The organism is Cellvibrio sp. QJXJ (genome assembly GCF_024452345.1).
GTDB lineage: Bacteria > Pseudomonadota > Gammaproteobacteria > Pseudomonadales > Cellvibrionaceae > Cellvibrio.
The window spans coordinates 2824519-2846387 of record NZ_CP101662.1; the positions used below are offsets into that span (position 1 = coordinate 2824519).

The window sequence follows — 21869 nt, forward strand, 5'->3', positions numbered from 1 at the left end:
TTACCGGATTATATGCCATGCAAAATTTTACTTTCTCCAACCCCACCAAAATTGTTTTTGGCGAAGGCCAAATCAAAGAAATCGCCAACCTGATTCCCGCCAATGCCCGCATTCTGGTGACCTATGGCGGCGGTTCCATCAAAAAGAACGGTGTTTATGATCAGGTGGTAACAGCGCTGGAAGGCAAAACCTGGTTTGAGTTCAGTGGTATCGAACCCAACCCCCATTATGAAACCTTGATGCAAGCAGTAGAACTGGTCAAAAAAGAGCAGATCGATTTCCTCTTACCCGTTGGTGGTGGCAGCGTGATTGACGGCACCAAACTGATTGCAGCGGCGGTGAATTTTGACGGTGAACCCTGGGATATTCTGGCTAAACATGCGCCGTTTAATAGCGCCCTGCCTATTGGCTGCATCTTGACACTGCCTGCCACCGGCACCGAAAGCAATGGCAATTCGGTGATCACCAAAGCAGCCACCCACGAGAAACTGGCGTTCGGCAGCCCGCTGGTGTATCCACAATTTGCAATTCTCGACCCCACCACCACTTACAGCCTGCCACCGCGCCAGATTGCCAACGGTGCAGTGGATGCCTTTGTGCACATTATGGAGCAGTACCTGACTTACCCGGTAGACGCCAAGGTGCAAGATCGTTTTGCCGAAGGCCTATTGATGACCTTGATCGAAGAAGGTCCGCGCTCGCTGAAAGAGCCGACCAACTACGCCGTGCGCGCCAATGTAATGTGGGCCGCGACTATGGCGCTCAACGGTTTGATCGGTGTGGGTGTACCGCAAGACTGGGCGACCCATATGATCGGCCACGAACTGACGGCGATGCATGGCTTGGATCACGCCCAAACCCTGGCGGTTGTTTTACCGGCAGTGATGCAACATCAGCGCGCGAAAAAACACGCCAAGCTGGTGCAATACGGTCGCCGCGTATGGAACCTGAATCACAGCGATGAAGAGGCTTTGATCGATGCCGCCATCGCCGCCACCCGCGGTTTCTTTGAGCAGATGGGCACCCCCACCACGCTCAGTGGCTACGGTGTAGGCCGCGACTCCATCCCCAAGTTGGTCGATATGCTGGTCAAACACGAGCTGCTGGCACTGGGTGAGCACGGCGCCATCACCCCGGAAGCCTCCCGTGAAATTCTGGAGCTGGCGGCTTAATCGCCACGCCCTGTAACCCACAACCCATAAAACAAAGCCCCCGCCAGTTGTGCTGACGGGGGCTTTTTTTATGCTGCCGAATCGACACCATCGCTTAGTGAAATTTGGTCAACGCTTGTTGCAGCTCCGCAAATGCACTTTGTAAATGCGCAATCATCTGACGATTTTGCGCCACAATGCGCGCCGTTTCCTCACTCAAACTATCCAATTGTCCGGTTTGCTGGGTGATGGACTCGGAAGCCTGGGTCTGCTCTTCAGTGGCGGCCGCTATTTGTTGGCTAATTTTATTGATCTCGGTAACTGCTTTGGCAATACGGCCAAAGATCTGCTCTACCGCCTCGGAACTGGTGACATTCGCCAGTACGCGCTGTCGACTTTCACTCATCGCCTGCACCGATGCGCTTGAGCCTGACACCAAACGACTGACGATCTGTTTGATATTTTCGGTGGAGACCTGGGTGCGTCGCGCCAAGGTGCGCACTTCATCTGCAACTACGGCAAAACCACGGCCCTGCTCTCCAGCACGAGCCGCCTCAATCGCCGCATTGAGCGCCAGCAAATTGGTTTGTTCAGCAATGCCCTGTATTTCTGTCAGGGTAGACGTAATGGCAGCACAATCACTCGCCAAGGTATCGATAGAGTGGGCGGTATCCCCCAAAATACGCGACAACTCGGCAATCCCCTCGCGCGCGCCTTTCACTGCCACCTGACCCTCGCGCTGGGCATGCACCGTCTCTTCGGTGAGCACGGCCGCACGCTGAATCTGCGCGGCAACCTCCACAAACGATTGATGCATATTGTCCATAGCATGGCGAATGACTTCCGCGCCACGGCGCGATTGCCCAGCCATATTTACCAGCTCACCGGCATTGGCAGCGAGCACACTCAGGTTTTTATCCGCCTCATCCTGTGCGGACAAGGCAGAGCGAACCGCTTGGGCAATAGACTCCAGCAGCCAATTTAATCGATCCAAAATAGCATTATTGCGCGCGCGGGAGCGAACCCCCAGATCGATACGGCTATCATCAACCACCATCGTTTCGGTGACCTCAACCAACTCGCGAGCCACTACCAACAGGCGGCTGGCAAGCCGCACCAGAATTACCAGCACCGCGGTTTCAATCACCACATAAAAGGCGTGCATGGCCACTATCGACCAGGAGTGCATATGATCAGGGAAAAGATAAATCGGGACTCCCGCCTCTTGCAGCAGGTGAATAACCACATGCAACACCGCAGCGGCGACAGCAGCCCAGATTAAGGGGCGCCAATCAAGGTAGGTAAAAAGTGCAGCCAGAAATACAAAATAACCAAAATGCGCCTCAATCATGCCCTTGAGTTGATGCACATGAAGCGAAACAAACAACATATAAACAATGGCAATGATTGCCGGTGTGATCTGTGGATGATTCACCAGTTTGATGGCAAACCAGTTAATGCCCATAAACAAACCACCGACAACCAACGCCAGCATCCAGGTGCCATGTACCGCGGCATAGAGCAGCGACATAAGCCACGCCAGCCCCGTTACCCAAAGCATGATGTTATCGATGTGGTGACGATAGTTAATCACAAAGTCAACCAGACTACTGGTTCGGGAAGAGGATGGATAAGCAGAACGAGAGGGGTATGAGGTTTTCACAGGAACACCTTGTTGTCGGATAAGACACTATACGAAGTCTAGTCAATATCTGATGACAAGGCGGCACCAAAAATGTGCAGCCATAGCGGTTATAGCTGCACTGTGAGATTACTGATGCAGAATTTTATTCACAATCGAGGTAGTCGAGCAGTTTTCGACAAAACCCAGCACCCGTACCTCGCCGCCGTAAGCTTTGACCAGCGGTGCGCCAACTACCTGATCGGCGCGGTAATCGCCGCCTTTGACCAATACTTCAGGTTTGACGCGGCGCAATAAACGTTCGGGGGTATCCTCCTCAAAAGGCACCACCCAATCGACAGCTTCCAGACCTGCCAGCACCGCCATGCGGCGATCAAGCGGGTTGATGGGGCGACCTACACCTTTGAGTTTACGGATGGAAGCATCGGAATTCACCGCCACAATCAGGCGATCTCCCTGCTTGCGCGCCTCCTCCAGGTAACCGACATGGCCGGCGTGGATAATATCGAAACAGCCGTTGGTGAATACAATGCGCTCGCCAGCGGCGCGGGCATCTTCTATCGCCAACAGCAGCTGCTCTTCGCTCACCACCCCCCTTTGCGCACCCTGATCCGCAATAATGGCGCGACGCAACTCCGGGCCACTCACAATAGCCGTACCCAATTTGCCCACCACTATACCGGCGGCAATATTCGCCAGCGCCGTTGCCTCAGGCAGGCGCTGCCCGGATGCAATAGCAGCGGCCAGTGTCGCGATAACGGTATCGCCCGCGCCGGTTACATCAAATACTTCGCGGCCGCGCGCTGGCAAATGCAGCTCCGCTTGGCCGGGGCGCAACAGGCTGAGGCCATGTTCGCCGCGAGTCACCAGCAAGGCCTGCAAGTCAAGGCCAGCCATGAGGGTTTCGCCGCGGGCGACGATCTCCTCTTCACTCGCACACTCGCCCACAATCGTTTCAAATTCGGCAAAATTGGGAGTGATAACGTCAGCGCCCTGATAGCGGTTGAAATCATCACCTTTAGGGTCGACCAGAACCGGAATGCCCGCCTTGTGCGCGAGGGCAATCAGCGAACTGCAGTCCTGCAAGCTGCCTTTGGCATAGTCGGAGAGCACCAGCACATCAACATCCGCAATCAACCGCTCAACTTTGGCGACAAAATCGCAACTGTCTTCAGGGCCGTATTTGTCCTCAAAATCCATGCGCAACAGCTGTTGGTGATGGCTGATAACACGCAATTTGGTTACTGTGGGTTTGGTGGCAGAGATTTGAAAATCAGCCTGCACCTTGGCCGCCGCGAGGCTGCGCTGCAGAATCTCGCCCGCTTCGTCATTGCCAATCACTCCCACCAATGACACCTTGCACCCCAGGGCACTCATATTCAATGCCACGTTGGCGGCGCCACCGGGGCGATCTTCGGTTTGATTGACATTCACGACGGGGACTGGCGCCTCCGGCGAAATGCGAGTACTCATGCCATGCCAATAGCGATCCAGCATCACATCGCCCACCACCAATACACGCGCATTTTCAAAATGGGGCATCGTTATATGCATAGTCATTCCTGCAGAGGTAAGTTCCATTAAAAAACCCATTCCTGTCATTCACATTAATTTCACACTGATCGCCAGTATCAATCTGTACCGGCGCTAACCACTAAGCCGACTCATCCTGGTCATTAAATTCTTTGGCATGCAGCCGCGCATAATGCCCACCAAGCGCAATCAGCTCTGCGTGGGTGCCCTGCTCCATAATTTCGCCCTGCTCCATCACAATAATGCGATCGGCGTTTTCAATCGTCGACAGGCGATGAGCAATCACAAAGGTGGTGCGCCCTTTCATCACACGCTCCAGCGCCGCCTGGATATAGTGCTCTGATTCATTGTCGAGTGCGGAGGTGGCCTCGTCCAAAATCAGGATAGGTGCATCTTTTAACAGCGCACGGGCAATCGCTAACCGCTGGCGCTGGCCGCCAGACAAGCGCGCGCCGGATTCACCAATCATGGTCTCAAACCCCTCGGGCAGCTTATCGATAAATTCCGTCGCATAGGCGGCGTCAGCCGCGGCCCGAATAGCTTCAGGACTGCGTGTTTGCAAACTGCCGTAGGCGATGTTCCCGGCAACCGTATCGTTAAACAAGGTCACATTCTGATTCACCAACGCGATATGGCTGCGTAAATTCGCGAGGCGGTAATCGCGCACCGAAACACCGTCAATCAGTACATCGCCCTCAGTAGTATCGTGAAAGCGATTCAGCAAACTCACCAGCGTGGATTTGCCGCTGCCCGACCTACCGACTAAAGCAATTACCTCGCCAGCGCGCACCGACAAATTCACGTTGCGCAGTGCAGGCCGCTGCTGATTTGCATAACTAAAACCAAGACCCTTGAAACTGACCTCCCCCTTAACCCGCGCCACTTCATAAGTGCCGGTGTCTTTTTCTGTGGGTGTATCGAGCAAGGTAAAGACGCTATCCGCTGCCGCCACCCCCTTGAGAATCATTGGTGCCACTTCACCTAATTGGCGGATCGGCGTAACAATCAACCCTACAGCAGTGATGTAGCCGATAAAGGCAGCGGTGCTATCCATTTGCATAAAACTCAACGCGGCATAAATCAACAAACTCATGGATACTGCAATCAACAAATGCATCACCGGTGCATTGGCCGCACTGGTCACCACAATTTTCATATTCTGCGCATAGTTCTTTTTGCTCGCCTGCATAAAGCGATCCTGCTCATAGGTCTCACCGCCAAAGGTGCGCATCACCTGATAGCCATTGATCATCTCGCTCGATACCTGGGTGATATCCCCCACCGAATCCTGCACTTTACTACTCAGGCGACGCAAACGTCTGGCCACTTTAGTCACCAGTAGCCCCATGATTGGCGCTACGGATAAAAACAGCAGCGTCAACTTCCAATCCAGATAGAACAACCAGCCCAACAAGCCAATCACCGTTGCGCCTTCGCGAATACCTTTTTTTAGTGCATCGGTAGCGGCTACCGTCACACCATTAATGTTGTAGGTAATCAGGGAGATCATATGACCACTGGGGCGCTCATCAAACGCACTCACCGGCAACTGGGTCATGTGGTTGAACACCTGCACGCGCAAGTCATTAACCACATTAAAGGCCACCTTCGCCATAAAATAACCGCCGATAAACATGCCCAAACCACGCATAAGGGTCGCCCCCACAATAAGCAGTGGCACCAACCAACGCGCCGCTGGATCGGCAGATTCAATCGCCACCACCAGCTGCTCCATTACATGGGAGTACATCACGTTTGCGGCGGCGTAAATGATATAGCCCACTACACTGACACCGAACCAGAGCAAATAAGGTTTAAGGTAGCGCAGCAGGCGCTGGTAGATACGCCAGGAGGAGGTTTCAACGATAGCGTTATTTGTCATCTAGTCTCCATTGACTGTTCAGGTATACGTTGATTACAAGAAAATGAAGGGTGTGACAATATTTGCAAAGCAGTAATCAACCCCGCCGGGATCCAATACATAAACCATCTAACATCGATCTGCCAAAAAAAGCCTCTTGAATCAACCATAGCGGTTAAACAGCCATACAAAAGCCAAAGATATAAAGGCAGCAGCTGTTTCGAAGGTGAAAACTTACTCAACAAATAAAACAAGTGAATTAACGCCAGTACCAAGCCAATAAAGCCAGTCCTGTAGAAAATATCCAGCCAAGCATTATGCGCATGATTAAATACATCCACATCGGGAATGATGATTCTCCCTTCCTTTTCCATTCCAACACCAAACCAAAAGTGTTCACTTACTGCGCGAGAGAAGATTTCAGTCCATACCGTTAATCGGTATCCGTCATCCAACCGTGACGAAAACATAACAAGCAAGTCATCAAGTTTGATTAGCACGCCGATAAAAACAATTCCCGCAGCAAAAACATGTAAAAAAATCTTCTTAGGACTTGGCCACCTGTAAAGTAGGGACATAGCAGCAACAACAAATAACGCCAGGATCGCCCCCCGGCTTTGCGACATTAGCAACGGAATTGCCAACAAGATTATTGCAACAAAATATTTAACATCGCCCTTAATGCTTTTAGATTCCAACCATTTAAAATATGCAAAAAAAGTCAACACCCCAAAAGCAGCCCCAACTGAATTAGGGTTGCGCAAAACTGACCATCCAGCCAACCGTGATGTCACGTCATTTTTAAGATAGAAAACCACCAATAAAGATATACCCACCAAAATCCCTACTATGATCAATCGATCCATGAGCACATCAATATTAATTTCTTTCAGCGATGCCAGCCAAGTGACACCGAACAACCAAACAGTTAACACCACAACTTGAAGAGTGAAATAACCTATATCTGGCTCCGCAGACCATAAAGTGGTTAGCCCTGCATAAATTGCATAGATCAGTGCAGTTGCGAAATACCAGCCGCAACTAAAATACAGCCTCATTTTGCTCAAGGAAAACACAAACAGAATTGGAATAAAAAAAGCTAAGGCATACACAGCCTCCAGACCATCGCGCGATGGCGCCCAGAAAAATGCCGTTATAAATACCAATAACCCACCGAATGACCAAGCAAACAACTTTTGCTCTAGCCACTCACACTTAAATAAATTCATAAAAAACTAACCCCTTCACCCCGGCAATAATGGATCATGACCAAAGTCGCGACGATATGTTGAACAAGCACGCGCCCGTATCTTCTCAAGCAGTTTTTTTTTGTCAGATAAAATAACACGTAGATCTTGCTTAAAATAAACACACAAAAAGTGTAAATAATCACGCGAGGTGAAATGTAAATTTAGCGAAGAAAAAAATAGACCCCCCAAGTCCTTTATCAACCACCGCTCAGGAACCTGTAGACGCAACTGGGCACGATGTAAATCAATTAGATAAATATCCGGTTCAGCATTCTCTGCCAAAGAGGCCATATCTAACATAAAATGACACAGGTAAAAATCACGATGATTAATGCCTGCAGCATGCATTTCGCGTGAAATAACAGCTATTTTTGTTAGAATTAGACGCTTGGTCTTAATACTTACTGAATGCTGCTCAAAAAAATGATCCAGCTGGATGACATCCGTTAACTCACGCGTGACGATAAATGACTGCTGATACGCCGGGCTTTTACCGCGCACACCATAGGCGAGAGGAACTAAACTGGGGACATTCAACGCACACAGTTTGTTAAGCGCATCCCATTCATTTTTAGCGCCTAGTACAGGCATGCGTAACTGTAAAAGGTTTTTGAAGACCTCTTTCCAACCCACACCACGATGCCATTTACGGTAATACCCCTGGCCATTTATTTCAAAGCGCAGAGTCTGACGATCAGACATTTCGCGCGCAACCACACCAGGCATATTCTCCATCAACGAAAAGATATCTCTCCCTGAAAACTCTGCGAGCAACTCTTCACGCAGTATTACCTTCTGCTTAGAATTAGCGACAACCACTTGATGTCGTTTGCTCGAAGTAAAAAAATCCTCTAAGATAGAAACGACCGTTTTTGTACTGCAAAAAAAACTTTCTTTTTGCAACAGATTTTGCGCACAGCAGCTCCAATAATTTTTATCCACACTTAATACTGAAAGTATAATTCGTGCAATATTTTGCGGTTTTTCACCACTATCAATGACCTCACCCATCAAGTACCTTGATATATATGGAGCATACCCACAAACTTTACTCGCTATGACAGGCAAGCCAGAAATCATTGATTCAAGGATTACGTTTCCGCCCATTTCTTTACGCGCCGGATGCAAAAGAACATCAGCTGCTGCAAGCACATCACCAATTGGACTTAGCGCACCTAAAAAAAACACACTCGCATCCACACCCAAATTTTTAGCAATTTCCAGGTAACGCCCAGGCTCATCTGCACCAACTACTACCAAAGCATATTTATTATCAGTATCAATTTTTGTTAATTCAAAAAATGCGGCGATGCTAATATCAACGCCCTTAGTATGAAACCCAGATCCAATACATAAAATAATTTTAGCGGCATCTGGCAAGTGTAATTTTCGACGAAATTCAAGCTTAACTTCTGGCAGACCAGAACTTTGTATATGTTTAAGAGAAATATCTGGTGGCCACAAAAAAAATCTATCAATTGCCGTCGAATAAAAACGGGCAAACACTTTTTGTTCGCTCATTATTTGAGTCAATATATTGGTGCAACTATCTCCCCCAAACACAGATTTTTCATAATTCAGATACAAAACACTTCGAGGAGCAAATTTATATAAAAACGAACGTTCCAGAAGAGCTTTTTGCGCAAAACAGCTATCGCCAAGAAAATAAAAATCTAACCCTGGCATTTTATTGAACCCAATCAACAGATCAAATTCTGACTTGTTATAAACATCCTGAAATGCAGCGGTAAAACTTCGCACACCGGCAACATTAAACCAAACGGGACGTTTGATAACACGAACATCCACCCCTTCAGGAAAATCGCCTTGCCATACACCACAAAAAACTGTCACTTTGTGACCACGAGCAACAGCTTCATTAGCCAATGCAAGCATATAACGCTGAAGTCCACCAAAAGGAAAATACTTGAATATAGTAATGGCGATATTCATATTTCCCTCTCACTAAAATTCAACTTTTTATTCTGCAACTTATCAAGTGCCACCAACACTTGCTGCGGCATTAATTCGCGCAAACATTTGTGATGCACTTTAGGACACTCACGCTCAAAACAAGGTGCGCACTCAATTTTGTTGCTGATAATACTTACGCTATTGGAGAGTGGCGGTGTGTGCTCAGGTGAGGTAGAGCCATAGATCACCGCCAACGGTTTTTGCAGCGCTGCAGCGATATGCATCAGACCCGAATCATTACTGAGCACTGCATCAGCGCAGGCCATTAATTCGATCGCCTCACCCAGCGACGTGTTGCCCGCCAGGTTATAACAATGCTGCCGCTCTTCATCCAACAGCAAATTACGAATTGCATCAGTCACTAGATTATCTTTAGCCGACCCCATTAACCACACCTGCCATCCCGCACGAATTTTTTCATCGGCGATTTCAGCAAAATAATGCTCAGGCCAACGCTTGGCAGGGCCGTACTCGGCGCCAGGGCAAAGTATCAACAGTGGGCGATTAAGCTGCAACGCAAACTTTGTTAATAATTGTGGTTGCTGTGTTTTATCAACACGCAATTCCGGAAAAGGAAAAACGTGTAACGGCGCTGCAGTTTTTGGTAGCGCCAATGCTGCATAGCGCTGAACCATTAATGGGTAGCGCTTTTTATCCAGCACGCGCACATCATTTAATAATCCGTAACGAAATTCTCCACGCCAACCGGTGCGCAGGGGGATATTGGCAAAAAACGGGATAAACGCTGATTTAAAAGAATTGGGCAATACAATGGCTTGCTCGTAACCTTCGCTGGCGAGTGATTTGCCTAATGCGCGCCGCGCGCCCAAACCAAAGGCGCCATGCCCGAGCGGCATATCAATCACACGATGAACTTCTGGCATGCGTGCGAGCAATTGGCGCGTCCAACCCGAGGCAAGCACATCGATGTGTACTTGTGGATTCCGCAGTTTCAGTAATTTGAATAAGGTTTGCGCCATCATCATATCGCCGATCCATGCAGGGCCAACCACCAAAATTTTTTGGATCTTTTTTAACTCGGCAGGAAAATCCATTTCGATCACAGGCGACAACTCGGTCATAGGCGTTTGATATTACGAAGAGGAAAAACAATAACGGAGCCATTCGGCTCCGTTAGTTTGGCGGTTATTTTGCAACCGGCGCCAACCAGTTGGTGTGCGCGGGCAATTCGCCGCGTACGGATTTGAAATACAAATCCTGCAAACGGGTAGTGATCGGGCCACGACGACCTTCACCGATAATACGGCCATCCAATTCACGGATCGGCAACACTTCTGCTGCAGTACCGGTAAAGAATGCCTCGTCAGCGATATAGACTTCATCGCGCGTGATGCGTTTTTCTTTGATGGTATAACCGCAATCGGCAGCCAATTGGAAAATGGTGTTGCGGGTGATGCCGTCCAAACAAGAAGTCAGTTCCGGTGTGTAGATAATGCCATCGCGCACCAAAAAGAAATTCTCGCCGCTGCCTTCTGCCACATAACCTTCGGCATCAAGCAACAGAGCCTCTTCACAACCGCTGTCCAGCGCTTCTTGCAGTGCCAACAGTGAATTGATGTAGTGACCGTTCGCTTTCGCTTTACACATGGAAATATTCACGTGGTGGCGAGTGTAGCTGGAGGTGCGGATGCGGATACCTTGATCGCGTGCTTCTGGAGACATGTACGAAGGCCAATGCCAGGCAGCAACCATGATATGCACTTTCAAATTGTCGGCGCGCAAGCCCATACCTTCAGAACCGTAAAATGCCATTGGGCGGAGATAGGCTTCGGCCAAACCATTTTCACGCACCACCATTTTGTGCGCTTCATTCACCACGTCTTTGGTGAACGGCATTTTCATGCGCATGATGTGCGCCGAGCGGAACAGGCGATCAGTGTGTTCTTGCAGACGGAAAATACTGGTGCCCATGGTTGAGCTGTTGTAAGCGCGCACGCCTTCAAACACGCCCATACCGTAATGCAAAGTGTGGGTTAACACGTGAACCTTGGCGTCGCGCCAGGGAATGAGTTCACCATCAAGCCATATAACGCCGTCGCGATCGGCAAAAGACATAGCAACTCCAATAATTCTGTATGTATGTTTGAGGGATTGTTAGGCGCGGCCACAGCCGCGCAGCACTCAATGTTCGGGGCGATAAAATCAGTTGTGATCGATTAGCTGCTGCCACAAAGCGGTGACTTGCGCGCGTTCGGTCAGGAAGTGATTGTCGCCTTCTAATACCGCCTCCTGACGCTGTAGCGCGAGGCGGTGCCCGGTGGATCGGTATGCTTTGTAAGCCGCGATCAGGTGGGCCACGGATTGGGCATCGAGTAAACCTGCCTCTTCCAGTGATCCGAGTATGCGAATGTTGTCCGTGTACCGGATGATCCCGGGCGCTTTAGATGCCCAAGCCAAGGCCGCGTATTGAACCATAAATTCAATATCCACGATACCTCCCGCATCCTGTTTCAAATTAAATAAAACCGGCGTTTTAGCGGCATTTACTGCACTATTTTTGGCTTTGGACTCAGAGCCTAACTGCTCGCGCATCTTGCGGCGCATGTCGCTTACATCAGCGCGCAATTTATCCAGATCCCGCTCGCGCGTGAGGATGCGCTGCCGCACCTGCTCGAACTCCTCACCGAGGGCTGCACTACCGGCGACTACTCGTGCGCGCACCAGGGCCTGATGCTCCCAGGTCCATGCTTCATTGGCCTGATATTTCTCAAACGCCGCGAGTGACGACACCAGCAGCCCCGAGTTACCGGACGGCCGCAAGCGCATATCCACTTCGTAGAGTTTGCCCGAGGGCGTGTAGGTATTCAGCACATGGATGATGCGCTGACCGAGGCGGGTGTAAAAGGTAATATTATCGATGGCGCGCTCGCCGTCGGTGCTGAGATTGGCATCGGCGTTGTGGATAAACACCAGATCCAGATCCGACCCGTGGCCCAGCTCAATCCCGCCCAACTTGCCGTAGCCGACGATCACAAAATCCGGCGCCGTATCGACCGAACCATCACTGCGACGCGGACGACCATGACGCTCGACCATATGCTCCCAACCCAAATTGAGCACATGCTCCAGCACCACCTCGGCGATCCAGGTCAGGTAATCGCTCACTTTCATCAACGGCAATGCACCAGTTACCTCACTCGCCGATACCCGCAGCGCATGGGCCGAGCGGAAATAGCGCAGCGCCTCCATATGGCCTTCAAGGTCATCCCAATTCAGGCGCAGCACATCGCGGCGCAATTCATCGCGCAGCAAGTCTTTATCGGGCGGCGCATACAAACTTTCCGGGGTGAGCAATTCGTCGAGCAGCGCTGGATATTGCGCAAGCTGGTCAGCAATCCAGGGGCTCGCTGAACAGAGTGTAATTAGCTGCTGGATAGCCGTAGGGTTTTCCACCAGCAACACCAAATAAGCACTGCGGCGCGCAATCGCCTCGATTAGCGGGATGACTCGCGCAAAAGCCTCGGCAATAGTCAGCGGCAGCTTACCGCGCTGCGCCTCCTGCAACAGCATCAGCAGTAAACGCGGGATAAATGCATCCAGACGTGTGCGCCCACTCGCTTGCATCGATAACACAGTGCGACTCTCGCGCAGATCGGCAAGGTTTTTAATTAGCGCGGCGGCCCCCTCAATATCCCTCGCTTCCAGCGCGTGAATGGCATCCTCGCCCTGCAAACTGCCCTCCCACAACCCCAACCAAAAACTTACCGCTTTTTGATCAACAGAAACCTCTTCATCCGGTGCGGCAATTACTGCTTTAAATTCGGCGTTAACGCAGTGGCGATAGCGACTGAGTGTTTCAAAAAAACTGTCCCAATTTTCAAAACCCATCACCCAGGCCAAACGTAATTGTCCGATAGGATCAACCGGCAGCGATTGGGTTTGTTTATCCTGATAACCTTGAATCGCATGCTCGGTATTGCGCAGAAAAATATAGGCTTCAAGCAATGCCGAACCCGCGCCTGGCGGCAAATAATTTTCCTGCTCCAAAAACGGCAAGAGCACCGGCACTTTGCGTTTGCGCAAACGCGCATCGCGTCCGCCGCGAATTAATTGAAAAACCTGCACCACAAATTCCACTTCACGGATGCCTCCCTCGCCCAATTTCACATCGAGATTCATACCTTTGCGCTGCACTTGCCGCGCAATTAATCCTTTCATTTCACGCAGGGATTCAATCGCACTGAAATCGATATATTGGCGATAGGTAAACGGCTGCAACATTTTACCCAGCAATTTGCGCGCAGCAATTTGTCCTTCGCCGCCAGCCATCGCTACCGTGCGTGCCTTGATCATCGCGTAGCGCTCCCACTCGCGCCCTTGGGTCTGGTAGTAATCTTCCATACCCACAAAACTCATCGCCAAAGCACCGCTCTGGCCGTGCGGGCGCAAACGCATATCCACGCGGAAAACAAAACCATCGGCAGTCACCGTATCCAAACTTTTAATCAGCTTTTGCCCAAGCTTGATAAAAAACTCCTGGTTGCTAATCGCACGGCTGGCGTGATTGGTTTCACCGCCTTCGGGAAAGGTAAAAATCAGGTCGATATCCGAGGAGACATTCAATTCCCCCGCGCCCAATTTCCCCATGCCCAACACCATAAACGGCTGCGCCAAATTCGATTCGCGCCCAATCGGTGTACCGTACATTTTTTCAAGAGCGCGATAGTGAAACTCTGCCGCGAGCAAAATGGATTTATCCGCAAAGCGCGACAACTCTGCCGTCACCTCGCGCATATCCGCTACACGATTCAGGTCGCGCCAGATAATCCGGATCATCGCCATCTGCCGTTGTTGCCGCAGACATTTATCCAACTCCGCATCGGTATTGCACGCATTAACCGCCGCCGCAAATGCCTCCAAATGCGCATCCGTCTGCGCCTCAAACAACGAACCAGATTGCACCAGCTCAATTAAATACGGCGGCCGTTGCGCGACGGTTTTGGCAATAAATTCACTCGCGACAAACGCGCGCGTCAACTGACGAAAAAACTCGTCAGCGGCAACCGAGGATGGTAACAAATCGCGCGGATGCGGAAGATTCTGACTCTGGACAGCTGCTTCAAATTGATCCCAATAGCGCTGGGCAGGGGCATGTAATTCGGCGGGAATTGCGGAAAAATTCAACATAAACGCAGGACTCTTAACGCGGTTATTAGGGGGCACGATTATTGGCCAGACGGGGGAATACTAGCAGTTTATAGCACGGGGATTTCACTATATCCGTATCCGCTCAAGGAACAATCAGCCAGCGAAAACAAGGCAATAGTGAGCCCTAGTTGATTCCCTATTTGTGTGCCATTGAGTACAAGCTTCACAGTCAAAATGCCAGCCAGATCTCACCACAAAAACCCGTTTGGAATCATTAAGCTCTGGTTAAGACAAATAAAGCGTAGACTGCGCCATCGCCCCTGATTAGAGGGCATCACTGCAGGAGATTACCAAATGAACAAATCGATGATTATCGGAACACTGTTAGGTGTGGGCGTGGCTACCGCAGGTGGGGCTATCGCCAGCTACCAATTTTTAAAAGAGCCTTCATACGCTGAAGTACTCAGCTCAGTGCCAGTCACTAAAACCACCAAAATTCCCCGCGAAGAATGCTATGACGAAACCGTCGTTCATCAAAAACCCGTAAAGGACACCAACCGTATTGCCGGTAAAGTAATAGGGGCGGTAGTGGGCGGTGCCCTGGGTAATCAGGTGGGAGGTGGTAACGGCAAAAAAGTGGCGACTGTGGCCGGTGCGGTAGCCGGTGGTTACGCCGGTGATAAAGTGCAGGCCAATATGCAGCAAAAAGACACCTACACCACCGTTGAAAAACGCTGCAAGACTGTCTACGACAGCCGTGAAGATGTGATCGGCTACGACGTTGCCTACCGTTTGAAAGACAAGGAATCTTCCCTGCGTTTGGACTATGACCCAGGTTCGCGTATCCCGGTAGAAAATGGCCAGTTAGTATTGAATCAAACAGATCGCTAGGTATTTTTTGCACAGGGATGTGCAGCCAAATCACGCTATGGACCTCGCTCTTCTTCGTTGCCTACCCCCTCACCCGCTTTCATAACCAAACACGCACTGATTGATCACAATCAGCCCAGATTAATCCGTAAAGTTATAAGCACCTAACTAATGATTATTAGCCGCCTCCGCCATGGGCTGTTAGCCTGCGCGCCCTGTTTATTTTTAAACACCCTCAATTTCTGACACCTTTAACCGGATACCGGGTGTAGCCGGCGCACGTGGAGTGGTATGGATTTTCATTTTGGCTATGTTATCGCCGGTTTGGTGGTGGGATTTATTGTAGGTATGACCGGTGTTGGCGGCGGCTCGCTGATGACGCCGATTCTGCTCTATTTCGGCGTTAGCCCCGCCAATGCAGTGGGCACCGATTTACTCTACGCCGCCATCACCAAAGCGGGCGGTATTCATGTCCACCACAAGAAAAAAAATATCGACTGGAAGATTACCGGCGAGCTGGCACTGGGCAGCCTACCTGCAGCAGCACTGACCCTCTGGCTACTGCATTATTTACACACCGATACCGACACCCTCAACAGCATTATTCGCACCACCCTTGGCTACGCGTTGATCCTCACCGCCATCGCTATTTTGTTTAAACGCCGAATCTTTGATTACAGCCGTAAAAATGACGCCTGGATTACCCGCATGAGCCGTCGCGAACAGATGATTGCGACGGTGCTTACCGGCATGGTGCTGGGCGCGGTAGTGACCATCACCTCCATCGGTGCAGGTGCACTGGGCACAGTAGCTTTATTTATGCTCTACCCACTGCTACCCACCGTGCGTTTGGTGGGAACTGAAATCGCCCACGCCGTGCCACTGACGCTGGTAGCGGGCATGGGGCATGCCGGTTTAGGCAATGTGGATTGGGGATTATTGGCAAACCTGTTGATTGGTTCGCTACCCGGTATTTACCTGGGCAGCCACTTGGCACACCGCGTGGCCGACCATTATTTACGCCCGGCGCTGGCGATTATGCTGGTGTTTGTAGGGATCAAATTGCTGTTCTGATAGCCGTAAACCTTGCCGCTAACCATAAAAAAATGGCGACTCACGGGTCGCCATTTTTTATTGGGCATATTCACCACCTAACCCGCCTTCTCCGGTGGTGGCGCAACCCGCAATACCTCTTCCATCGTCGTGAGTCCCGCCGCGACTTTTTGAGCGCCCGACAAGCGCAAGGTGCGCATGCCCTCCTTCATCGCCAATTTGCGCAGCTCCTGCAGGTTGCAGTCGCTGTTAACTTTTTCCTTGAGCGATTCAGACAACATCAGAATTTCGTAAAGGCCTTGTCGCCCCAAATAACCGGTATTGCGACATTCGAGACAACCCACCGGGCGATAGACTTTGGCCGGCACATTCACTTTCCAAGGCGCAACCAATTCCTGCCAATCCGACGCGCTGATACTGCCCTCCTCTTTGCAATGTGGGCAGAGTGTGCGCACCAAACGCTGCGCCATTACCCCGAGCAAGGTGGCATTAATGAGGTAGGAAGGAATGCCCAAATCCAGCAAGCGCGCAACGGTTGAAGGCGCATCGTTGGTGTGCACGGTGGATAGCACCAAGTGGCCGGTAAGCGCAGCTTGCACTGCCATTTGGGCGGTTTCTAGGTCGCGGATCTCACCCACCATGATAATGTCAGGGTCTTGCCGCATCAGGCTGCGGATACCGGCGGCAAAATCCAGCCCGATTTTGTGGTGCACTTGCGTCTGGTTAAAACGCTCCTCCACCATTTCAATGGGGTCTTCAATAGTGCTGACATTCACCTCATCGGTGGCAACTTGTCGCAGCGATGAATAAAGGGTGGTGGTTTTACCGGAACCGGTGGGGCCGGTCACAAACAAGATGCCATTGGGGCGGGTAAGCATGGAGTACCAGCGCGCATAGTCATCGCCCACTAAACCCAAGTCGGTAAAACTGCGCAGCAGCACTTCCGGGTCAAAAATCCGCATCACCAGTTTTTCGCCAAAGGCGGTGGGCAAGGTGGACATACGCAATTCAATTTCACTGCCATCACTGCGGCGGGTTTTGATCCTGCCATCCTGCGGCTTGCGCTTTTCGGCAATATCCATGCGGGCCAACACCTTGAAGCGGCTGGTGACAGCGGTGGATACATTGGCGGGCAATTCGTAGACGTAATGCAAAACGCCATCGATACGGAAGCGGATGCGCCCTACTTCCCGGCGCGGCTCTATATGAATGTCACTGGCGCGCTGGTCATAAGCGTACTGCAACAGCCAGTCCACAATCTTGACGATATGCTGGTCATTGGCATCCGGATCGCTGGCTTTGCCCAGCTCCACCAGCTGCTCAAAGTTAGTAATCGCCGAGGCCGCCGTCGCTCCGCTGGCGCCGGAGACAGAGCGCGCCAAGGTGTAAAACTCCACCATAAAACGCTCGATGTCGGCGGGATTAGCCACCACGCGTTTCACCGTGCGGCGCGCCACATGCTCCACCTGTGGCTCCCAACCAGCCATAAAGGGTTGGGTACAGGCGATGATGACGTGATCCGACTCCACTTTGACGCACAAAATACCGTGACGCTTGGCAAAGGCGTAACTGATCACCTCGGTGCACTTGGCGACATCAATCTTCATCGGATCTATATGAAACAACGGCAGGCGCGCCTTGTTAGCTAACCACTCGGTGAGCGTATCGCCATCCAGAATCTTGCCCGGGCGCTGTAAATCTTCCAGATTTTGGGTGGCGACATAGGCCAGCGGGTGCATGATCGCCTGTTCGCGGCTGCGCGAGGCGCCAAGCAACATATTGGCATCCAGCTGCGACATGCGCCCATCAACGACCAGATCATTAATCAAGCCGCGCAAATCCAATACCCGATCCAGCACCATCGACGTTATTCCTGTAAATAAGAGAGCTGCGACTAAAAACATGCACTGATTGTAGCGGCTCTGCCGACGCGAGTCTGCCCACAAGGCGACAGGCTGGCGTTTTGGTCAGCAACCACTAAGCTCAACACACCCGAAACCTAGACACCTATGTCTAACACCCCATACCAGCCACTAACAAAAGTTCAGCTAAAAAGCATCACAACTTTGTCATAAATAAGTAATAAAGCTGCGTGACCTTGGCGAGTGATGTTTTTATACTGCGCACACTTTTAACCCGAGGGGATAACCATGCCTTTTGCAAACTTGTCGAACCTGTTTGGCCGCTCGCCCATCAAGCCCATGCAAGAGCACATGGCGCTGGCTGTTAAAGCCGCCGCCGAACTCGTACCTTTTTTTGAAGCTGTCACCGGCAATGACTGGCCTCTCGCCAGCAGCATTCAGCAGCAAGTGGTGAAATTCGAAAACGATGCGGACGAAATCAAAAAGCACCTGCGCTTGCATCTGCCCAAAAGCCTGTTCCTGCCGGTACCACGCACCGACCTGCTCGAACTGCTAACTATGCAGGACCGCATTCCCAACCGCGCCAAAGACATCGCCGGTATCATCATGGGCCGTCGCATGACCATCCCCGAAAGCATGAAACCGCAGATGAATGAATTTGTGCGCGCTAGTGTTGCGGCAGCCGAGCAAGCGCTCACCGCCATCAACGAACTGGACGAGCTGCTCGAGACCGGTTTTAGCGGCCGCGAGCTGACCGTTGTCGAAAATATGATCAAGGAATTGGACATTCTTGAGGAGAAAGCCGACCAATTGGAAATTGGCGTGCGCACCTCACTCTTTGCCCTCGAAGCCCAGCTCCCCCCGGTAGATGTGATGTTCCTGTACAACATCATCGACTGGGTGGGTGATATCGCCAACCGCGCACACGATGTGGGCGGCCGTTTGCAACTGCTGCTGGCGCATTAATCCTTTACCTTGAGGAATTCAAGATGACTTTATTTGCTGAATACGGCCATGTGCTGTTTATTCTTGCCTGTGCTTTTGGCCTCTTTATGGCATGGGGCATAGGTGCCAATGATGTATCCAACGCAATGGGAACCTCGGTTGGCTCGCGTGCGCTTACCATGAAACAGGCCATTTTAATTGCCATGGTATTTGAGTTTGCCGGGGCCTACCTAGCTGGTGGTGAAGTGACAGAAACCATCCGTAGCGGGATTGTTGAACTGGACGTGATGACCGACCACCCGGATTTATTTGTCTTCGGCATGCTCGCCTCGCTGCTAGCAGCGGGTAGCTGGTTATTAATCGCCAGTATTTTGGGCTGGCCGGTATCCACCACCCACTCGATTGTCGGCGCCATCATTGGTTTTGCCGCCGTGGGCATTTCCGCCGATGCGGTGCAGTGGAGCAAGGTTTGGGGCATCGTCGGCAGCTGGGTAATTACCCCCGTTATTGCAGGCTTCCTCGCTTTCTGGATTTTCCGCTCAGTGCAATTCCTGATTCTGGACACAGAAGATCCGTTTTCCAATGCCAAACGCTACATACCCATTTACATGTTTGCGGTAGGTTTCTTTTTGTCGATGGTCACCATCCTCAAAGGCCTGAAATATGTACTTAGCTCACACAACCTTTCGTTTAGCTTTCTGGAAAGTACCTTTATAGCGGCTATTATCGGCCTCGTGGTAGCAGGTTTTGGGATGTACCTTCTCAGCCGCATTACCCAGGACAAGACAGCGGATAAAGACAACCGTTTCTCCAGTGTAGAGCGCGTGTTTGGGGTATTGATGATCTTCACTGCTTGTTCCATGGCATTTGCACACGGCTCCAACGATGTAGCCAACGCAGTGGGCCCTATGGCAGCGGTAATCAGTGTTGTTCAATCGGGTGAGGTGGGCGCCAAAGCCGCCGTCGCCCCATGGGTTCTGTTATTGGGTGGCGTTGGTATTGTTGTTGGCCTGGCAACCTATGGCTACAAGGTAATGCAAACCATTGGTAAAAAGATTACCGAACTCACCCCCAGCCGTGGTTTCGCCGCCGAAATGTCGGCAGCCGCCACCGTAGTCATTGCATCCGGCCTCGGCCTGCCCATTTCTACCACTCACACTCTGGTGGGTGCGGTGCTGGGGGTAGGTTTGGCGCGCGGGATAGGAGCATTAAATTTACGGGTCATAGGCGGTATCTTCGCCTCTTGGGTTATTACCTTACCCGCCGGAGCAGGCCTGTCGATTCTGTTTTTCTACTTCCTCAAAGGCGTGTTCAGTTAAGTCTTATTCCACCCAAAAAAACCCGAGCCGGGAAACCAGCTCGGGTTTTTTATTGCCTGGTGTTTTCCATAAGCTTGCATTTTCAGGCGCAATCATCGATAACACCCCGAATGTTTTTCTGCGAGCAGGATCATGACCGTCGACCTTAAACGCTATCAACACCGTCTGCACAGGCTTGTCGCCCTGCCTTCGGTGAGCTGCGCCATTGAACAGTGGGATATGTCCAATCAGGGCGTGATTGACCAACTTGCCAATGACTTTTCCGCACTGGGTTTTAATACCCGTATTATGCCGCTCATCCTAGCAGGTAAAGCCAATCTAATCGCAACGCTCGGCCGGGGCGATGGTGGCCTCGTCTTGGCAGGTCACAGCGATACAGTGCCCTACGATGCCAATCGCTGGCAGACTGATCCATTTCAGCTCACCGAGAAAGACGGCAAGCTTTATGGCCTTGGCGCCACCGATATGAAGGGATTTTTCCCGGTCATAATGGCTGCAGTAGAACCCTACCTTGCGCACCACTTCAAACACCCGCTTATTGTGCTGGCAACGGCGGATGAAGAGAGCAGCATGAATGGCGCCCGCGCATTGGCACAACAGGGGCTCGGTGGTCTCTCGCCCCGCTATGCCGTTATTGGCGAACCCACTAATCTCATCCCCATCCGCGCCCACAAGGGAATCATGATGGAAGCCGTGCGAGTGCGCGGCCAGAGCGGCCATTCATCAAACCCGGCGCTTGGCAACAACGCGCTGGAGGCGATGAATCAGGTAATGAACGAGCTGCTAAGCCTGCGGCAGGAGCTGCAAACCAAATATCGCAACCCCGCGTTTGCTGTGCAAACACCCACCTTGAATCTAGGTTGTATTCACGGTGGCGATGGCGCCAATCGCATTTGCGGTGAGTGCGAATTGCATTTTGATTTACGCCTGTTACCGGGCATGGATAACAACGAGCTGCGCGCCGCTATACAACAGCGTCTCGCCCCTATCGCCGAATCGAGCGGAACCGATATAGTGTTCTCCTCATTATTTCAGGGCGTCGATCCATTTGGCGAAGATGAACAGAGCCTGTTGATAAAGACCTGTGCCGAGCTCACCGGCAATGCCAGCGATAGTGTTGCCTTTGCCACTGAGGCGCCGTTTATGCAGCAACTGGGAATGCAAACCGTCGTATTGGGCCCCGGCTCTATCAACCAGGCCCATCAACCCGACGAGTTCATACCACTTAATCAAATCGAACCGGCCGTAAAACTGGTTCGTGGCTTAATAGAGCGCTTTTGCTTGTAACAACTGACAATTA

15 protein-coding genes are annotated in these 21869 nt (G+C 51.3%); 6 read left to right on the forward strand and 9 right to left on the reverse strand.

Translation table 11 applies throughout. The features are described from left to right. Window positions 1-17: 17 nt before the first annotated feature. Window positions 18-1172 carry an iron-containing alcohol dehydrogenase gene (locus tag NNX04_RS12415; protein ID WP_261945963.1) on the forward strand — a complete coding sequence of 385 codons (1155 nt, stop codon included), beginning with the start codon at window positions 18-20 and terminating at the stop codon, window positions 1170-1172. 94 nt (window positions 1173-1266) lie between these two features. Here NNX04_RS12415 and NNX04_RS12420 read toward each other — a convergent pair whose 3' ends face one another. The 8 genes from NNX04_RS12420 to glnE form a co-directional block, all read right to left on the reverse strand. After that, on the reverse strand, window positions 1267-2814 hold the full coding sequence (locus NNX04_RS12420) for a methyl-accepting chemotaxis protein (protein WP_261945964.1): 1548 nt from the start codon (window positions 2812-2814) through the stop codon (window positions 1267-1269). Between the two features lie 108 nt (window positions 2815-2922). Continuing rightward, window positions 2923-4347 carry a bifunctional D-glycero-beta-D-manno-heptose-7-phosphate kinase/D-glycero-beta-D-manno-heptose 1-phosphate adenylyltransferase HldE gene (gene hldE, locus NNX04_RS12425; protein ID WP_040391153.1) on the reverse strand — a complete coding sequence of 475 codons (1425 nt, stop codon included), beginning with the start codon at window positions 4345-4347 and terminating at the stop codon, window positions 2923-2925. A gap of 100 nt (window positions 4348-4447) precedes the next feature. Next, the gene (gene msbA, locus NNX04_RS12430; RefSeq protein WP_261945965.1) at window positions 4448-6208 is read right to left on the reverse strand and encodes a lipid A export permease/ATP-binding protein MsbA; all 1761 of its coding nucleotides are present in this window, start codon (window positions 6206-6208) and stop codon (window positions 4448-4450) included. Continuing rightward, window positions 6205-7416 carry an O-antigen ligase family protein gene (locus tag NNX04_RS12435; protein ID WP_261945966.1) on the reverse strand — a complete coding sequence of 404 codons (1212 nt, stop codon included), beginning with the start codon at window positions 7414-7416 and terminating at the stop codon, window positions 6205-6207. The genes msbA and NNX04_RS12435 overlap by 4 nt, the downstream gene beginning before the upstream one ends. A gap of 15 nt (window positions 7417-7431) precedes the next feature. Next, window positions 7432-9390 (reverse strand): lipopolysaccharide core heptose(I) kinase RfaP, encoded by a 1959-nt coding sequence (gene rfaP, locus NNX04_RS12440; protein WP_261945967.1) that lies wholly within the window; start codon window positions 9388-9390, stop codon window positions 7432-7434. Beyond that, the gene (gene waaF / locus NNX04_RS12445) at window positions 9387-10493 is read right to left on the reverse strand and encodes a lipopolysaccharide heptosyltransferase II (protein WP_007639821.1); all 1107 of its coding nucleotides are present in this window, start codon (window positions 10491-10493) and stop codon (window positions 9387-9389) included. Before waaF ends, rfaP begins: the two co-directional genes overlap by 4 nt. A 64-nt stretch (window positions 10494-10557) precedes the next feature. Further along, window positions 10558-11487: a branched-chain amino acid transaminase gene (locus tag NNX04_RS12450; RefSeq protein ID WP_261945968.1), complete on the reverse strand. Its 930-nt coding sequence runs from the start codon at window positions 11485-11487 to the stop codon at window positions 10558-10560. 87 nt (window positions 11488-11574) lie between these two features. Further along, window positions 11575-14559 (reverse strand): bifunctional [glutamate--ammonia ligase]-adenylyl-L-tyrosine phosphorylase/[glutamate--ammonia-ligase] adenylyltransferase, encoded by a 2985-nt coding sequence (glnE, locus tag NNX04_RS12455; RefSeq protein WP_261945969.1) that lies wholly within the window; start codon window positions 14557-14559, stop codon window positions 11575-11577. A gap of 315 nt (window positions 14560-14874) precedes the next feature. On the opposite strand from glnE, the gene NNX04_RS12460 reads away from it, so the two are divergent. After that, window positions 14875-15411 carry a glycine zipper 2TM domain-containing protein gene (locus tag NNX04_RS12460; RefSeq protein WP_261945970.1) on the forward strand — a complete coding sequence of 179 codons (537 nt, stop codon included), beginning with the start codon at window positions 14875-14877 and terminating at the stop codon, window positions 15409-15411. Window positions 15412-15681: 270 nt separating this feature from the next. Then, window positions 15682-16464, forward strand: a complete 783-nt coding sequence (locus NNX04_RS12465; RefSeq protein ID WP_007639816.1) for a sulfite exporter TauE/SafE family protein — start codon at window positions 15682-15684, stop codon at window positions 16462-16464. Window positions 16465-16541: 77 nt separating this feature from the next. On the opposite strand, the gene NNX04_RS12470 is transcribed toward NNX04_RS12465, so the two are convergent. Then, window positions 16542-18305 (reverse strand): GspE/PulE family protein, encoded by a 1764-nt coding sequence (locus NNX04_RS12470; RefSeq protein WP_261945971.1) that lies wholly within the window; start codon window positions 18303-18305, stop codon window positions 16542-16544. A 288-nt stretch (window positions 18306-18593) separates the two neighbouring features. Here NNX04_RS12470 and NNX04_RS12475 point away from each other — a divergent pair, with 288 nt between their 5' ends. The 3 genes from NNX04_RS12475 (at window position 18594) to argE (ending at window position 21856) form a co-directional block, all read left to right on the forward strand. After that, window positions 18594-19271 (forward strand): TIGR00153 family protein, encoded by a 678-nt coding sequence (locus NNX04_RS12475; protein ID WP_007639812.1) that lies wholly within the window; start codon window positions 18594-18596, stop codon window positions 19269-19271. A 23-nt stretch (window positions 19272-19294) separates the two neighbouring features. Continuing rightward, on the forward strand, window positions 19295-20569 hold the full coding sequence (locus NNX04_RS12480; RefSeq protein WP_007639810.1) for an inorganic phosphate transporter: 1275 nt from the start codon (window positions 19295-19297) through the stop codon (window positions 20567-20569). 132 nt (window positions 20570-20701) lie between these two features. After that, a complete protein-coding gene (gene argE / locus NNX04_RS12485) occupies window positions 20702-21856 on the forward strand; it encodes an acetylornithine deacetylase (RefSeq protein WP_261945972.1) in 1155 nt (384 codons plus the stop codon). The last annotated feature ends 13 nt before the right edge of the window (window positions 21857-21869 follow it).

Bases quoted from the DNA above. Each gene is read 5' to 3' on its own strand.
- NNX04_RS12415 (WP_261945963.1), top strand. From the start codon at position 18: ATGCAAAATTTTACTTTCTCCAACCCCACCAAAATTGTTTTTGGCGAA.
- hldE (WP_040391153.1), bottom strand. From the start codon at position 4,347: ATGCATATAACGATGCCCCATTTTGAAAATGCGCGTGTATTGGTGGTG.
- msbA (WP_261945965.1), bottom strand. From the start codon at position 6,208: ATGACAAATAACGCTATCGTTGAAACCTCCTCCTGGCGTATCTACCAG.
- NNX04_RS12435 (WP_261945966.1), bottom strand. From the start codon at position 7,416: ATGAATTTATTTAAGTGTGAGTGGCTAGAGCAAAAGTTGTTTGCTTGG.
- rfaP (WP_261945967.1), bottom strand. From the start codon at position 9,390: ATGAATATCGCCATTACTATATTCAAGTATTTTCCTTTTGGTGGACTT.
- waaF (WP_007639821.1), bottom strand. From the start codon at position 10,493: ATGACCGAGTTGTCGCCTGTGATCGAAATGGATTTTCCTGCCGAGTTA.
- NNX04_RS12450 (WP_261945968.1), bottom strand. From the start codon at position 11,487: ATGTCTTTTGCCGATCGCGACGGCGTTATATGGCTTGATGGTGAACTC.
- glnE (WP_261945969.1), bottom strand. From the start codon at position 14,559: ATGTTGAATTTTTCCGCAATTCCCGCCGAATTACATGCCCCTGCCCAG.
- NNX04_RS12460 (WP_261945970.1), top strand. From the start codon at position 14,875: ATGAACAAATCGATGATTATCGGAACACTGTTAGGTGTGGGCGTGGCT.
- NNX04_RS12465 (WP_007639816.1), top strand. From the start codon at position 15,682: ATGGATTTTCATTTTGGCTATGTTATCGCCGGTTTGGTGGTGGGATTT.
- NNX04_RS12470 (WP_261945971.1), bottom strand. From the start codon at position 18,305: ATGGTGCTGGATCGGGTATTGGATTTGCGCGGCTTGATTAATGATCTG.
- NNX04_RS12475 (WP_007639812.1), top strand. From the start codon at position 18,594: ATGCCTTTTGCAAACTTGTCGAACCTGTTTGGCCGCTCGCCCATCAAG.
- NNX04_RS12480 (WP_007639810.1), top strand. From the start codon at position 19,295: ATGACTTTATTTGCTGAATACGGCCATGTGCTGTTTATTCTTGCCTGT.
- argE (WP_261945972.1), top strand. From the start codon at position 20,702: ATGACCGTCGACCTTAAACGCTATCAACACCGTCTGCACAGGCTTGTC.